Below are 16,233 nucleotides of genomic sequence, written 5' to 3' on the forward strand. Positions count from 1 at the left end.
ACGATCAGGGAACAATCCATGTCCAAGTCCGCCCGTCTCCTTTTTCTGGCCACCCTCCTGATCCCCCAGGCTGCCTCGGCGGCGGGCGTGGAGCAGTTCTCCCCCCAGGGCGAGGTGAAGGGCGTACGCCAGGTCAGCGCGCGCTTCGACGTCGACATGGTGCCCCTGGGCGACCCCCGCCTGGCCGATCCCTTCATCGCCACCTGCCCCGCCAAGGGCACGGGCCGCTGGGTGGACAACCGCAACTGGGTGTACGACTTCGAGGCGGACCTGCCCGCCGGCCTCAACTGCGAGTTCAAGCTGGCCCCCGGCCTGAAGACCCTGGCCGGCGAGGCCCTGGCCCCGGCCAGCTACCGTATCACCACCGGCGGCCCGGCCATCGTCACCTCCATCCCCGAAGAAGGCCAGGAACACATCCGCGAGGACCAGGTCTTCGTCCTGGGCCTGGATGCGCCGGTGAAGGCAAGCAGCCTGGCGGGCCGTCTGTGGTGCGTGGCCGAAGGCGTGGCGGAAAAGATGCCCGCCAGGCTGCTGGGAGCAAAGGACAAGCGCAAGGTGCTGGAAGCCAGCGAGCGCTTCTTCCGGGACTACTTCTACGCCGTGGACCGGAACCGGAATGTGCTGTTCAGCTTCCGCGCCCCCGGCGGCGACCGTCGCACCACCCTGCTCCAGGCCGCCACCCAGCCCGACGCACCGGTGGTGGTGGCCCGCTGCGGCCGCCGCCTGCCCGCCCAGGCCAAGGTCAGCCTGATATGGGAGGCGGGCATCGAGTCCGCCAGCGGCGTGGCCACCACCAACTCCCAGACACTGGCCTTCAAGACCCGGCCGGAGTTCACGGCAAAGCTGCGCTGCCAGAAACTCAACGCCCGCTCCCCCTGCCTGCCGGTGCTGCCCATGCGCCTGGACTTCACCGCGCCGGTGGACGCCAGGATCGCCGCCAGCCTGCGCCTACGGGCGGGCAAGCAGAGTTGGAAGGCCAGGCTGCCGGAGGGGGACCTGAAATCCGGCACCACCCAGTCCGTGGAATTCCCCGCCCCCTTCCCGGAAAAAGCCAAGCTGGTCCTGAGCCTGCCCAAGAACCTGAAGGACGATGCCGGCCGGCCCCTGCTCAACGCCAGGCGCTTCCCCCTGGCCATCCAGACGGACCAGGCCCCGCCCCTGGCCAGGTTCGCCAGCGGCTTCGGCCTCTACGAGTTGAATGCGGACCCCGCCCTGCCCCTGACCCTGCGCTACGTGGACCCGGTCACTTCCAGCCACGCCCGCCTCTCCGCCGAGATGCTGAGCACCAAGGACCCCCTGGAGATCATCGCCTGGATGCGACGCATCCGGGAGACGGACCGGGACATCTGGGGCCGGCCCGAGGGTGACAAAAGCGCTGACAAGGACGAGGTGAAGGTCACCCACTTCGGCGCCGAAGACTCCATTTTCGAGCCCCGCCACAAGATTGCCGCGCAAGGAAACGTCGGGCCGCCCCAAGTTTTCTTGCCCCCCTCGGGGGGCGGGAGCCGCGAAGCGGCTTCCTGGGGGCTCTCCATCCCCCTGCCCAAGCCCCTGCCGGACAAGGAGACCGAGGTCATCGGCATCCCCCTCAAGGGCGCCGGCTTCCACATCGTGGAAGTGGCCAGCCCCCGCCTGGGCGCGGCCCTCATGGACAAGGCCAGGCCCTACCACGTGCGCGCCTCCGGCCTGGTCACCAACCTGGCCATCCACTTCAAGCTGGGGGGCGAGTCCTCCCTGGCCTGGGTCACCCGCCTGGACAACGGCCAGCCGGTGGCCGACGCGGAGGTGACGGTCATGGACTGCGGCGGCAAGGCCCATGCCCAGGGTCGTACCGGCAAGGACGGCATCCTGCGCATCAACTCGCCCTTGCCGGAAAACCACACCCTGCCCGGCTGCCTGGACCAGTACGACCGCCAGTGGTTCGTTACGGCGAAAAGCGGCGACGACTTCAGCTTCCTGCTGTCGGACTGGAACGACGGCATCTCCCCCTGGCGCTTCAACCTCTACTCCGATAGCTGGCAGGGTCCCTACATCGCCCACGCCGTGCTGGACCGGGGCCTGTACCGGGGCGGCGAGGAGGTCGGGATCAAACTCTTCGCGCGGCGCAAGAAGTCCGTGGGCTTCGGTTTCGTGGACAAGGGTGAGCTGGGCAGTGAAATCATCCTGCGCCACCAGGGCAGCGGCGAAGAGGTGAAGCTGCCCGTGGCCTGGGACAGCCAGGGCATCGCCGATCTCGCCTACACCCTGCCCAAGGAAGTGAAGCAGGGGGTGTGGCGCATCATCGTGGCCCACACCCAGAAGAAGCGGGGCCGCAACGAACTGGAGGCCGGCGAGTTCAAGGTGGCCGCCTTCCGGGTGCCCAACATGCGGGCCCGTCTCTCCGGCCCTGCCCAGGCGGTGAACCCCGCTGAAATCCACCTGGACATGCAGGCCAGCTACCTGGCGGGGGGCGCCGCCAGCCAGCTGCCCGTCACCCTGCGGGGCCAGTTGCAGGCCTACGGCGTCCACTTCGACGACTACCCCCAGGCCACTTTCGCCAACGGCCCGGTGAAGCCGGGACGCCAGGACGAACGCGCCGACTGGCACATCGGCGACTACGAGGTGGGCGAGGGCTTTGTCCCTGTGGACGACGACCAGCCCATCCGCCTGAAGACCCTCCAGTTCAGGCTGGACCAAGGCGGAACCGGCCGGGCCGGCTGGGACAAGCTGCCCAAGCTGGACAGCCCCCGCATGCTGGTGGCGGAGGCGGAGTATCGGGATGCCAACGGCGAGACCCGCGGCGCCGCCGCCCGGGTACCCCTCTATCCGTCCAAGGTGCTGGTGGGCATCCAGCCGGATAACTGGGTCCAGGCCAAGGCGGTGCAACGCTTCCGCATCCACACCCTGGATGCCGCGGGCAAGCCCCTGGCCGGCGTGCCGGTGCGGGGCCGGCTGTTCCAGCGGGACTGGCATTCCTACCGCAAGCGCGTCATCGGCGGCTTCTACGCCTATGAGCACGCCGAGGAGATCGTGCCCCTGAAGGCGGAGTGCGCCGGGACCAGCGACGACAAGGGCATGTTCCTCTGCGAGACCCGTAGCGCCTCCACGGGCACCCTGGTGATGGAAGCCTCGGCCCAGGACGCGGACGGCCGTGCCAGCCATGCCCAGGTGGACGTGTGGGTGCCTGCCGGCGACGGCTGGGTGGACGCCTCCGACAACGACCGCATGGACCTGATCCCGGACAAGCGCCGGTTCGACATCGGCGAGACCGCCCGCCTGCGCCTGCGCATGCCCTTCGACAGTGCCCAGGTGCTGGTGGGCGTGGAACGGGAAGGCGTGCTGGACGCCTGGGTCACCACCGTGAAACGGGACAACCCGGTCATCGAAGTGCCCATCAAGCCCGAGTACGGCCCCAACGTCTTCGTCACCGCCCTGGCGGTGCGGGGCCGGGTGGCCGGCGTGCAGCCCACCGCCATGATCGACCTGGGCAAGCCCGCCTTCCGCATGGGCGCCACGGAGATCCAGACCGGCTGGTCCGGCTATGCCCTGGACGTGAAACTGTCCACGGACAAACCCCAGTACCACGTGCGCGAAAAAGTGAAGGTGAAGGTCCAGGTGAAGCGCCCGGACGGCAGCATTCCCAGGAATGCCGAAGTGGCCCTGGCGGCAGTGGACGAGGGCCTGCTGGAGCTGTCTCCCAACACCACCTGGAAGCTGCTGGACGCCATGATGCAGCGGCGGGGCATTGCCGTGACCACCAGCACCGCCCAGATGCAGGTGGTGGGCAAGCGCCACTTCGGCCGCAAGGCCGTGGCGTCCGGCGGTGGCGGTGGTCAGGGCAGCGCCCGGGAGCTGTTCGACACCCGTATCTTCTGGCAGGCCCGGGTGCGCCTGGATGACAAGGGCGAGGCCAGCGTGGAGGTGCCCCTCAACGACAGCCTCACCCGCTTCCGCATCGTCGCCGTGGCCAACGCCAGCGTGGGCCGCTTCGGCAGCGGCGAGGCCAGCGTGGCTGTCACCCAGGACCTGCAATTGCTCTCGGGCACCGCGCCCCTGGTGCGGGAAGGCGACCGGCTCAAGACCTACTTCACCCTGCGCAACGCCGGCGACAAGGCCCTGACCGTGGTCGTAAGTCCTCGCCTCAACGGCCTGGCCTTGCCCGCCATCGCGGAAACCCTGGCCCCGGGCCAGGGCAAGGAGATCGCCCTGCCCGTGGACGTACCCCTGGGGGTGGACAAACTGGTGTGGGACGTGAGCGCCCAGGCCCGGGACAACCTACAAGCCAGAGACCACCTGAAGATCACCCAGCAGGTGAAGGAGGCCGTGCCGGTGCGCACCTTCCAGGCCACCCTGGCGCAACTGGATAACACTCTGAACGTTCCTGTGAAACGGCCCGCGGACGCCCTGCCGGGCCGGGGCGGCGTCGGCGTGAAGTTCCAGCCCAGGCTGGCCGGCGACCTGGCGGGCGTGCAGGAATACATGGCGGACTACCCCTGGACCTGCCTGGAGCAGAAGGCCTCCCGGGCCGTGGCCCTCCAGGACGATGCCCTGTGGAAATCCGTCGCCAACGCCCTGCCCGCCTACCTGGACCGGGACGGCCTGGCCAAGTACTGGCCGGACCTGTTCCAGGGCAGCGACACCCTCACCGCCTACCTGCTCAGCATCAGTGATGCCGCCGGCCTGGAACTGCCCCTCGAGGCCCGGGTGCGCATGCTCGAAGGCCTGCAAGGCTTCGTCACCGGCCGGGTGGTGCGCAACTCGGAACTGGCCACGGCGGACCTGGCGGTGCGCAAGCTGGCCGCCATGGCCGCCATGGCCCGCCTGGCCAGGGACCATCCGGACTACACCGTACGGGCCGAATGGCTGGACAGCATCAGCCTTCCAAGTCGTTCGCCGGGCCGCCCCAAGAACGACTTGGCCCCCTTGGGGGGTGGCTCGCCCCAAGAGGGCGAGCCGGGGGCGAACTTCTCGCCAAACCTGTGGCCCACCTCCGCCCTGCTGGACTGGATCGACATCCTGGTGCGCAGTCCCGGCCTGCCGGACCAGGCGGTGCGCCTGAAAGAGGCCCGCACCCTCCTGCGGGCCCGCCTCAATTTCTCCGGCACGGTGATGGGCTTCTCCACCGAGCGGACGGACGCCTGGTGGTGGCTCATGACCGGCGGCGACGTGAACGCCAACCGGGTGATCCTGGCGGCCCTGGAGGACCCGGCCACCCAGCCGGCGGACGCCGGCCGCCTCATGGGCGGCGCCCTGGCCCGCCAGCAGCGGGGCCACTGGAACACCACCGTGGCCAACGCCTGGGGCGTGGTGGCCACCCGGGCCTTCTCGGAGAAACTGGAATCCCAACCCGTCACCGGCCAGAGCCGGGCCGGCCTGGACGGCAAGAGCGTGGTACAGGATTGGAGCAAGCCCGCCGGCAACGGCCTGCTGCCCTGGCCCGCCGGCCAACAAACCTTGCAGGTGGCCCACCAGGGCCAGGGCCGGCCCTGGGTGACGGTCTCCAGCCAGGCGGCCATTCCCCTGAAGGCGCCCCTCAACGCGGGCTACCGCATCACCCGGGAGATAACCCCCATCAGCCAAAGCCAGCCCGGCGCCTGGCATCGCGGCGACGTCATGCGGGTGAAGCTCAGCGTGGACGCCCAGACGGACATGGGCTGGGTGGCTCTGCTGGACCCCATCCCCGCCGGCGCCACCATCCTGGGCACGGGCCTGGGCGGTGACTCCGCATTGCTCAGCGGCGGCGAGAAGCGGGAAGGCTGGGAGGGTTTACGTAACCCCTCGCCCGCCTATGAGGAACGCACCCACGACAGCTTCCGGGCCTATTACCGCTTCGTGCCCAAGGGCCGGTTCAGCGTGGAATACACCCTGCGTCTGAACAACGAGGGCCGCTTCAACCTGCCCGCCGCCCGGGTGGAGGCCATGTACGCCCCCGAGCTGTTCGGCGAGACCCCCGTGCCATCAGTGGAAGTTAAGCCGTGAGCCGGTTTCCCCCCCCTTTCCCAAAGGGGGGCAGGGGGGATTCATACGGCGTCTCACGTATCCCCGCCGCTGAAATCCCCCCCACCCCCCCTTTAAGAAAGGGGGGAACCGGCCGCCTGCTCCATCACTATTTCTATCGCCTTCTTCTGGTCACTCTTCTTCTGGCCGGCACCCTCCCCGCCCTGGCCGCCCTGCCCCGCTTCGAGGCGGTGCGCGGCGCCTACACCCCTTCCGAGGCCTGGCTGCTGGACCGCAACGGCCTGCCCCTCCAGACCCTGCGGGTCAACAACAAGGTGCGCCGCCTGCCCTGGGTGCGGCTGTCGGACCTCTCCCCCGCCATGACCCGGGCCCTGCTGGTGTCCGAGGACAAGCGCTTCATGGAACATGCCGGCGTGGACTGGCGCGCCGTGGTATCCGCCATGTGGGACAACCTGTCCGGCGCCAGCCACCGGGGTGCCTCCACCCTCACCATGCAATTGGCGGGCCTGCTGGATCCGGAGCTCTACCGCCCCGCCGGCGGCCGCAGCCTGGGCCAGAAGTGGGACCAGATGCAGGAGGCCAGAAACCTGGAAAAACGCTGGACCAAGCAGCAGATCCTGGAGGCCTACCTGAACCTGGTGAACTTCCGCGGCGAGCTGGCGGGCATCCACGCCGCCGCCGAGGGGCTGTTCCGCAAGCATCCCTCCGGCCTCAACAAGGCGGAGGCCAGCCTGCTGGCGGCCCTGCTGCGGGGCCCCAACGCCGAGCCCGCCATCGTGGGCAAGCGGGCCTGCGGCGTGGCAACCCAAATGGGAAAACCCCAGCCCACCTGCGCCGACGTACAGCGCCTGGCCCGCACGGCCTTGAGCGGCCCGCCCCGCATCGAAATCGAACCCCAGTTGGCGCCCCACTTCGCCAGGCAATTCATCACCCGCCTGCCCCAGCCCCTGAGGGGCGGACAAAACCAGCGCACCAGCCTGGATGCCCGCCTCCAGCGCATCGCCACCGAGGCCCTGCAACACCATCTGGCGGAACTCAAGGGCCGGGAGGTGGAGGACGGCGCCGTGGTGGTGCTGGACAACAGGAGCGGAGAGATCCTGGCCTACGTGGGGGCCAGCGGCCTCACCTCCCTGAGCCCGGAGGTGGATGGCGTAATCGCTGCGCGCCTGCCCGGCTCCGCCCTCAAGCCCTTCCTCTACGGCCTGGCCATGGAGCAGGGCCTGCTCACAGCCGCCTCGCCCCTGGAGGACAGCCCTCTGGCCCTGGACACCCCCACGGGCCAGTACGTGCCCCAGAACTACGAGCGGGATTTCAAGGGCTGGGTAAGCGTGCGCACCGCCCTGGGCGCCAGCCTCAACGTGCCCGCCGTGCGCACCCTGATGCTGATGGGGGAGGAACGCTTCCTCCAGCGCCTGCGGGACCTGGGCCTGGCCACCCTGAAGGAGGACGCGGACTTCTACGGCTACGCCCTGGCCCTGGGGGGAGGGGAAGTCACGTTGCTGGACCTGGCCAACGCCTACCGGGCCCTGGCCAACGATGGTCTGCTGAAGCCGGTAGCCTGGCTGCCAAAAGAGGTCACAAAACCCGGCCCGGTTGCCTCCAAGGGCAAGCGTGTCATGACAAAGCCTGCCGCCTGGATCGTCGGCGACATCCTCGCCGACAAGGGCGCCCGTGCCCTCACCTTCGGCCTGGCCAGCCCGCTGGAAACCCGGGGATGGGCCGCCGTGAAGACGGGCACCAGCAAGGACATGCGGGACAATTGGTGCCTGGGCTACACGCCCCGCTACACCGTGGGCGTCTGGGTGGGCAACGCCTCCGGCTCGCCCATGCACAACGTTTCCGGCATCACCGGCGCCGCCCCCGTGTGGCAGGCGGTGATGAACGCCCTCCAGGCCGAACAGCCGGCCATGCCACCGGAGATGCCCGAGGGCGTAGTTCGCCGCGCCATCCGCTACGAACCCCCTATCGAACCCGAGCGCCAGGAGGTCTTCCTGACCGGCACCGCCCAGGACGTCATTACTCTTGCGCTGGCGGAGGAACGGCCACCCCATATCGAAGGCCCCGGCAACGGCGCCGTCCTGGCCCTGGACCCGGACATCCCGGCCGAACGCCAGAAGGTGTTGTTCCGTACCGTGCCCGCCAGCACGGGACTTGCCTGGCGGATAGACGACCAGCCTTCAGACCCGGCCTGGACCCTGCCAGATGGCAGCCTGTCGTGGCCACCCAGCAAGGGCGCCCACAGGGTCACCCTCCATGGACCGGAGGGAGCCGCCCTGGACGCCACCTTTCTTACCGTGAAATAGACGAAGGACGCCTCACCATGCAACTCAAGGAATCATTGCAGGCCTGGGGCAGCCCGGCCTTCCGGGACACCCTCAAGGCGGAGATTGCCCGCCTGGGCACTGCGGACCTGCCCTTGCAGCAGGGCCTGTCCGGCAGCAGCTACGCCACGGACACCCCGCCCCAGGCCGTGATCCTCAGCGCCACGGACGAGGGCGACAGAATTCTTGTGAAGGCCGGCCTGTTCTACGCCGGCATCATCGCCGGCTGCAGTTGCGCCGACGACCCCACCCCCGTGGACGAACAGACGGAGTATTGCGAGGTGCTGCTGGAGATCGACAAGGCCAGCGGGGAGACCACGGCTACCCTGCTGCAAGGCTAGCCCTCCTGGGCGCCAGCCCGATACACGTTGTAACTTTGGCCGGCCGTATCCGAAGGGGCCCATGGAACGGCCTGATCGCCCCGTTCTTCCCCCGTTCTCACCGCCGCATTTTCGCCAGGCGGGAACGGGATGCCGGGAAGTCGTGAAGGCCGACTGGCCCTGGCTATTGGCGATGGGTTCTGCGGTAGGCGTTGTGGGCATGCATGTGGGATTTCGCCATGTACATGGAGGCATCCGCCTTGCCGAGCAGGATGTCCGCATCACATCCCCCGTAAGCCGCGGCATAACCCACGCTCGCGGAAACCACCAGCTCTCCGCCGGGTATCCCCGAGAGCACCTCGTTGAGATCGGCGACGACCTCAACGAGGTAGCTCTCCCTGACGTCCGGGCAAATGACGGCAAACTCATCCCCGCCCAGCCTGCCAGCGACCCATCCGGGCCTTTGCCAGGCCAACAACCGTCGCGCGGTTTCCCGCAGGGTGTCATCCCCCACGGAATGGCCGTAGGTATCGTTCACTGCCTTGAAGCCATTGAGGTCCAGGAGAATCACCCCAAGGGGGGCCCCAGTCCGCTCGAACTCTTCTATGGCCGAGGTCAGGGCCTGGTAAAGGCCTGCCCGATTCTTGAGGCCGGTCAGGGCATCGGTGACCGCATCAAGTTCAGCGCGCCGCTTGGCGCGAAACATTTCATAAAGAATGAGAAAGAAATTGCCAATGGAAAGGCTGAACGTGAGGGTCTGGGCGACTCTCAGCCGGGATACGGCCGCGACGGACTGGTGTTCCAACTCGCTGGTCAGTCGGTTCATGGAATCGAGGAAGCGCTCGTTGTTCTCGACCATGAACTGCGAAAAAGCCACCAGCTCCGGCTCCGTCCCGGGTACGGATGGCCAGGTCCGCAGGGCGCCGCGCACATCCCCGACGAGCAGGGCAGCCTTGTTCCTCACTCGCGCCAGCACGACCGGCGTACCTTCCCCGCCGGTCGCCTCGCCTCCTTCCGCAAAGGCGGAAAGGGTCGTCTGAAATAGCCGATAGGCGGCCGTCGCCTCCTTCAAGGACGCGGTTCTCTGGGTGACGCTGCGTTCCTGGTTAATGGCCAGCAGCGAGGCCTTGGTGACCCGCTGGGAGAGCATGCGCTGGCGCCCCGCCAGGTTGATGGCCACCGCGTCCGATTCAACCTGCCGCGCTATCCGGAAGTTGAAGGCCAGGGCGCCGAGGTCGAACATGACGAATGCGGAAATGGCCAGGACAAGCTTCAAGTCCCATTTTGCTTTTTTTTGCGGCATTGGTTTCATGCTTGACGCAAATCCTTCTTCGCGCACTTTTTCCTCTCCGGCACAGCTAACATTGCCACGTTGTCTGTCGCCCAGCCTTGCAGGCTTGCAGGCTTGCAGGCTTGCAGGCTTGCAGGCTTGCAGGCTTGCAATAGCGTACCACTCCCGGGACGACGTCCCCCAGGCTTGATGGGGTCCGATCAGCACCTGTGTCTTGTGTGGGCCATCCCTGGCCAATAAAAAACGCCGGCGCGAGGCCGGCGTACTGTGGGCGGTGGAAGTGCCTTACCCGAACAGCAAGCCGTTCACCCGTTTCACAAACCCCGCCGGGTCCGCCAGCTGGCCCCCGTCCAGCAGCACGGCCTGGTCCATGAGCAGGCCGGCCAGTTCGTCGAAGCGGGCCTCCCCAGATTCGTTCACCTCGCCTTCGATGCGCTTGAGCAGGGCGTGGTCCAGGTTCACTTCCAGGATGGGCTGGGTCTCGGGCACGGCCTGGCCCATGGTCTTGAGCATGCGGGCCAGATTGGCGTTCATGTCGCCCTCGTCTGCCACCAGGCAGGCGGGGGAATCCACCAGGCGCTGACTGACGCGCACGTCCTTGGCGCGGCCTTCCAGGGCCTTCTTGAGGCGTTCCAGTAAAGGCTTGGCTTCCTCGGCCTTGGCTGTCTCTTTAGCCTCTTCCTCCTTGTCCTCGCCGGCGATGGCGGACAGGTCCACCTGGCCCTTGGCCACGGACATGAGGGACTTGCCCTCGAACTCGAACAGGTTGGACACCAGCCATTCGTCCACCCGGTCCGTGAGCAGCAGGACTTCCACGTCCTTCTTGCGGAACATCTCCAGGTGGGGGCTGGCCTTGGCGGCGGCCAGGGTCTCGGCGGTGAGGTAATAGATCTTGTCCTGGCCTTCCTTGGCGCGGGCCAGGTAGTCGGCGAGGCTGACGGTCTCCTCGTCCGTCCGGGTGGAGCGGAAGCGCAGCAGCTTGGCGATGCGGGCCTGGTTGACCCGATCCTCGCCCACGCCTTCCTTCAGCACCTGGCCGAAGTGTTCCCACACCTTCTTGTAGTCGTCGGCCCGGTTCTCGGCAATGTCATCAAGGAGGTCCAGGGTCTTGCGCACGCAACCGTTGCGGATCATCTCCATGTCCCGGGTCTCCTGGAGGATTTCCCGGGAGACGTTGAGGGGCAGGTCGGCGGCGTCGATGACCCCGCGCACGAAGCGCAGGTAGGCGGGCATGAGCTTGCGGGCGTCTTCCATGATGAAGACCCGCTTCACGTAGAGCTTCACGCCCTGCTTGGCATCCCGGTCCCACAGGTCGAAGGGGGCATGGGCGGGGATATACAGCAGGGCCGTGTAGTCCTGGCGGCCTTCCACCTTCACGTGGGTCCAGACCAGGGGGTCTTCGTAGTCGTGGCCCACGTGCTTGTAGAAGGCCTTGTATTCGTCCTCGGTGATCTCGCTCTTGGGCCGGGTCCACAGGGCGTTGGCCTTGTTGGCGGTCTCGGATTCACCCTTCTCGTTGACGAACTCCACGGGTATGGCGATGTGGTCCGAGTAGTCGCGGATGATGGTCTTGAGGCGCCATTCCTCCAGGAACTCGGCCTCGTCCTCTTTCAGGTGCAGGGTGATCTCCGTACCGCGCTCGGCCTTCTCGATCGTCTCCAGGGTGTACTGGCCGGCGTCCTCCCCTTCCATGGCGCATTCCCAGCGTACGCCATGTTCGGCGGTGAGGCCGGCGCGGCGGGTGGTCAGCGTGACCTTGTCGGCGACGATGAAGCTGGAATAGAAGCCCACGCCGAACTGGCCGATGAGCTGGGCGTCCTTCTTCTGGTCGCCGGTGAGCTTGCCAAAGAATTCCTTGGTGCCGGACTTGGCGATAGTACCGATGTGCTCGATCACCTCGGAGCGGCTCATGCCGATGCCGTTGTCGCGGATGGTGATGGTCCTGGCGTCCTTCTCCACACTGACGCGGATCTTCAGCTCCGGGTCGGTTTCGTACAAGGCTGAATCGGTGAGAGCCTCGAAGCGCAGCTTGTCGGCGGCGTCGGAAGCGTTGGAGATCAGTTCCCGCAGGAAGATCTCCTTGTGGCTGTAGAGAGAGTGGATCATCAGGTGAAGCAGCTGCTTCACCTCGGCCTGGAAGCCCAGGGTTTCCTTGGCGACGGGTTCAGAGGTGGTCTCGGTCATGACTGGGTATCTCCCCTGTTGTAAACGTGGACTTAGATGAGGTTCAAGGGGCAGGATTCAAGGGGTAGGGCGATGGCTGTTTCCACCTTGGACCTTGCAGGCGCGTAGCGCCGGTCTTGTGTCTTGGGCCTTGCCCCTACCGCACCTTCCAGTCCATTTCCGGCCCCGGCTTGCCCAGCAGATAGCCCTGGACGTGGTCCACGCCGATTTCCCGCAGGATGGCCAGGGTTTCCTCGTCTTCCACGAATTCCGCCACGGTGGTCTTGCCGAAGCCCTGTACCGCGCTGTTGAGGGCCTGTACGAAAACCACGTCGTCCGGGTTCTTGGTGAGGTTCCTGATGAAGGAGCCATCGATCTTGACGAAGTCCACCGGCAGTTCCCGCAGGTACTGAAAGGAGCTGTAGCCCACGCCGAAGTCGTCCAGGCCGAAGGCGCAGCCCAGTTCCTTGAACTTGCCCATGATCCGCTTTGCGCCGGAAAAGTTGGCCAGGGCAGCGGTTTCGGTGATCTCGATCAGGAGCCGCTCGCCGGCGACATGGTGCCTGGCCAGGGCTGCCTGCATGGTTTCAAAGGAGACGTCGTCGTCGAAGCTGCGGCTGGACAGGTTGAGGGCGATCTTGGACTCCCGCCGGAGGGCGGCGGCGGCCACGGCCGCCTCCACGACCCAGCGGTCGATGCGACGGATGATGCCGGTGCTTTCGGCCACGTCGATGAACAAACCGGGCGGCACCAGCTTGCCGTCCCTGCCGACCAGGCGCAACAGGGCCTCGTAGTGGCTGAGTTCGCCGTCAGCGATGCGCGCGATGGGCTGGTAATGGAGGACGAATCGGTTCTCCTCCAATGCGGCCTCCACCTCTTCTCGCCAATAGGCACGGCGGTCTGCCATCTCCCGGTAGGATTCCTCCTTTTCGGAAAAGAGGTGCCATGACCCATGGCCCTTGGCCCGGGCATAGGCCAGGGCAAGTTCGGCGTTGCCGAGGAGGGCATCCGGGGTGTTGCCATGGTCTGGGTACAGCACCAGGCCCACGCTGGCTGACAGGCTGCGCTTGACGATGCCCTCCTGGTCGCTGACATGCTGGGCCGCGACCCGGTTGAGCTGGCGGGCGATGAGAAGGGCGTCCGCCGTGCTCATTTCGGGAAACACCAGGGCGAACTCGTCGCTGCCCAGGCGGGCACTGAGGCTGGGGGCAGGCTTCAGGTTCTGGATGTGGCGGGCAAATATCAGCAGGATCCTGTCCCCGGCCTCGTGGCCATCCAGGTCGTTGAGGGAACGAAATTCGTCGATGTCGCAGACCAGCATGACACCCTTGCCGCCCCTGCCCAGCAGGGAATCGAACCGCCGCTTGAAGGTATGGCGGTTCAGCAGCCCCGTGACGCCATCGTGGTTGGCCAGCACTTGCAGGCGCTGTTCCGTCAAACGGTGCTCGGTCACGTCCAGGCCCACTGACAGGTACAAACGCTCGCCCCGTATGTCGTCCAGGCAGGAATGGAACCAGACCACATCCCTGAACTGGTGGGGAAGATCACCTGACCCTGCCTGGGCGAAACTGCCCTCGCCACGAACGATATCTCCCGGGGTCATGCCTTGTATCTGACGCTGGTGCTCGGCGGCCTGGCTGGCGTTCATGAAGAGATCGGTAAAGTGCTTGCCTACCAGTTGTTCCCTGCTCAGGCCACTATCCACCACGGCGAAGGCATTGGCCATGCGGATGCGGTAATCCTGGCCATGCGTGACGATGAGCACTGGTGCGGTATCCAGCAAGCCCGCCACCAGGTCTCGTTCCTGTTCCAACTGGGCGGCCTGGTCTGCCAGGGCCTGCACATGGGCATGATCCGCCGCATCCAGGGCTTGGAGTTGATGCGCCAATTCACCAGCCAGCCGCTCCAGCCCATGCATTTCGTCCTTGATGGCATGTTCACCATGGGGAGATATGGCGTTGGCCACCTCGTCGAATCGTTCCTGGCCCAGGAGCGGCAACAGGCTGGAGACCTTCTTGATCCGCGCCATGGCGGGACGCAACAGGAAAAAAAGCACCAATAATGCGACCACCAATACGCCCCCGCCCCAGGCAAGGTTGCGCCAGGTAGCCACCTGGATGGTCTGGACAGCCTGGGTAACGTTGGCAATGACACCGAGGTGCAATAGCCCATCCCCGGGAAGATCTGGAGGAAAAAGCATGACGTGCCAGGTATTTTCCCCCAGTGACACGGGCACGTAGGCCCCGCTCCGGGATTTCGCCCGGGCGGACTGGAGTATCAGACGCGTCGTCTCGCCTCCGCTCACGGACAGCACCCGCATGCCGGAGAGACTGCCGGTCACGGCGCCCGGCGTCGCTGCAAGCACAGCCACCTCGCCTTCGCCTAGCCGGCGCAGGTCCAGCACCAGGCTTTCCATCCCGGTGACCAGGGCCACGCCCCCCAGTGGCTTGCCTCGCTCTGCCGTGGGCAATACCAGCTGATGCACGCAGGCATCGCCACATGCCACCCAGGTCTGGGGCCTTTCGCTCCTGTCTGCCTGCCTGGCCAGGGCGGCCAGGCCGGGAACCGCCGCATCGCCCCATTGCCCAAGCACCCTCTGCTGCGGATCGAAGAAAACGAGGGCGCCCAAACCCTGCCCCATGCTCAACTCAGGCCACAGGGGTTCCACTGCTTCCAGCAAGCGCTGGCTGTCGCCGGCTTTCATGGCTGCACGGATGGAGGGAGTCTCTGCCAACATGCGGGCAAGCACCTGCAATCGGTCGTTCTGGGTGTTGAACAGTCGCCCGGCCATGATGCGCAGGCGGTCATGATAGAGCGCCTGGTCGGCATTGAACTGGTGGGTCAGTGCATATTGCTGCTGCAGGGAAAATAGCGCCGCCATGCAAGCCATGACCAGGCCGGCCAGCAGGATGATCTTCCAGCGAATGCTGAGGAACATCAAATCTCCTCTAAAGAAAACGAATGGCCGCCCCGAGTTTTCTTGTCCCCCTCGGGGGGCGGGCAGGGCAAGGCCCAGCCCTGGGGGCACTCAGAAGCGATAAGCGACTTGCAGGAGGATCATGTGCCAGTTCTTCTCGGGAGGTGGAGCCGGCGGCAGTATGGGGGTGTCCAGGGGCGACAGCCAGGCCGTACCCACGATGTCGTGGACCTCCGCTGACAGGGACCAGTCCTTCCAGTCCCTGCGTGCACCCAGCACCCAGTCCTTGGAATAGAGCACATGGGCGGCCAACGGAGGATTGGCCGCAGCGAAGGCAGCACCGGACTTGTCATCCTTGTCAAAATAGAACTCATCCCGGCGCAGGTAGAAACGCAGGGCCGGCGTCAGCCGATAGGTGCCCTGGATATACCAGGCTTCCACCGTATTGGGGTCCTCCGGACCCGCTCCACCCAGGCCATAGTTCCTGCCCCGGTTCTTTACCTGCTCGTATTCACCGGTGAGGCTCCACTTTTCCTCGTTCCATTCGATGGAAACCAACCTGGGCCGCAGGATGTTCTCGCCCGGGCCCAGCGGATCCAGCGACCCCGGCTTATACCGGGTGGTGACCTTGCCCAAGGACACCCCCAGGCGAAGCTTCCCCCCCCCCATCTCACCCATCACCTGGCCAAGCCAGGAGTTCCTGCCCTGGTAGACGCCCGGCATGGAACTCAACATGAATAGATACTCAAGATCTTCTGCGTCCGTTTCGGGTCGCATGGCGTTGAACCGCCAGGACACGTCCAAGTCGCCACGGGCATGGTTGCCGAACAGGGAAGCACCGGGGGAAGCGAGAAAGAAATTGCGGATGCGGTCCTGGTAGATGGACTGGGGCATGGTGATGCTGGGGCGGGTATGGGCCACATCCCGGGTGGTGTTGTACAGCCCATAGGGGTTCTTGACCTTGCCCAACTGGATGCCCAGCCGGTCGTCCTGTCCCTGATACAGGGTTCTGTCCACGAACGCATAGTCCACCCTAAGGTCGCCTTCGTCGGTGTTGCCCGCCCAACGGGCCAGGGCCTGCCCCGAGAACAGCCAGTCGCCGTTCGGGCGATAGGAAACGTTCGCGCCCATTTCCCGCATGTCCAAGCCAACACCGTCCTGGCTATGGCCACCCATCTCATTGCCATCTGTATGCACGGCGACCTGGCTGAAGAAACCATGGACCTGTACGCCATCATCGGCATATGTCGCAGCCGCTAGCCCGGCCAGAAGGAGCATCCCAAG

7 protein-coding genes are annotated in these 16,233 nt (G+C 66.1%); 3 read left to right on the forward strand and 4 right to left on the reverse strand.

Annotation, left to right across the window (positions count from 1 at the left end; all coding sequences use genetic code 11):
• Positions 1-18: 18 nt before the first annotated feature.
• The 3 genes from H6935_15840 to H6935_15850 are packed head-to-tail and all read left to right on the forward strand — an operon-like array spanning position 19 to position 8,599.
• Positions 19-5,958: an alpha-2-macroglobulin gene (locus tag H6935_15840; GenBank protein MCP5279805.1), complete on the forward strand. Its 5,940-nt coding sequence runs from the start codon at positions 19-21 to the stop codon at positions 5,956-5,958.
• Positions 5,955-8,240: a penicillin-binding protein 1C gene (gene pbpC, locus H6935_15845; GenBank protein MCP5279806.1), complete on the forward strand. Its 2,286-nt coding sequence runs from the start codon at positions 5,955-5,957 to the stop codon at positions 8,238-8,240. The genes H6935_15840 and pbpC overlap by 4 nt, the downstream gene beginning before the upstream one ends.
• Positions 8,241-8,257: 17 nt before the next feature.
• Entirely contained in the window at positions 8,258-8,599 is a 342-nt protein-coding gene (locus H6935_15850; GenBank protein MCP5279807.1) for a hypothetical protein, read from the forward strand.
• Between the two features lie 163 nt (positions 8,600-8,762).
• Here the strand turns inward: H6935_15850 and H6935_15855 are convergent, their stop codons facing one another.
• From H6935_15855 to H6935_15870, 4 genes are all read right to left on the reverse strand, one after another.
• Positions 8,763-9,917 carry a diguanylate cyclase gene (locus H6935_15855; protein ID MCP5279808.1) on the reverse strand — a complete coding sequence of 385 codons (1,155 nt, stop codon included), beginning with the start codon at positions 9,915-9,917 and terminating at the stop codon, positions 8,763-8,765.
• 237 nt (positions 9,918-10,154) lie between these two features.
• Positions 10,155-12,053: a molecular chaperone HtpG gene (gene htpG / locus H6935_15860; GenBank protein MCP5279809.1), complete on the reverse strand. Its 1,899-nt coding sequence runs from the start codon at positions 12,051-12,053 to the stop codon at positions 10,155-10,157.
• A 136-nt stretch (positions 12,054-12,189) separates the two neighbouring features.
• Positions 12,190-14,970 (reverse strand): EAL domain-containing protein, encoded by a 2,781-nt coding sequence (locus tag H6935_15865; GenBank protein MCP5279810.1) that lies wholly within the window; start codon positions 14,968-14,970, stop codon positions 12,190-12,192.
• Positions 14,971-15,060: 90 nt separating this feature from the next.
• A complete protein-coding gene (locus H6935_15870) occupies positions 15,061-16,227 on the reverse strand; it encodes a hypothetical protein (protein ID MCP5279811.1) in 1,167 nt (388 codons plus the stop codon).
• Between the last annotated feature and the right edge of the window lie 6 nt (positions 16,228-16,233).

It is taken from the genome of Thiobacillus sp. (assembly GCA_024235835.1).
GTDB lineage: Bacteria > Pseudomonadota > Gammaproteobacteria > Burkholderiales > Thiobacillaceae > PFJX01.

Bases quoted from the DNA above. Each gene is read 5' to 3' on its own strand.
- H6935_15840 (MCP5279805.1), top strand. From the start codon at position 19: ATGTCCAAGTCCGCCCGTCTCCTTTTTCTGGCCACCCTCCTGATCCCC.
- H6935_15850 (MCP5279807.1), top strand. From the start codon at position 8,258: ATGCAACTCAAGGAATCATTGCAGGCCTGGGGCAGCCCGGCCTTCCGG.
- htpG (MCP5279809.1), bottom strand. From the start codon at position 12,053: ATGACCGAGACCACCTCTGAACCCGTCGCCAAGGAAACCCTGGGCTTC.
- H6935_15865 (MCP5279810.1), bottom strand. From the start codon at position 14,970: ATGTTCCTCAGCATTCGCTGGAAGATCATCCTGCTGGCCGGCCTGGTC.
- H6935_15870 (MCP5279811.1), bottom strand. From the start codon at position 16,227: ATGCTCCTTCTGGCCGGGCTAGCGGCTGCGACATATGCCGATGATGGC.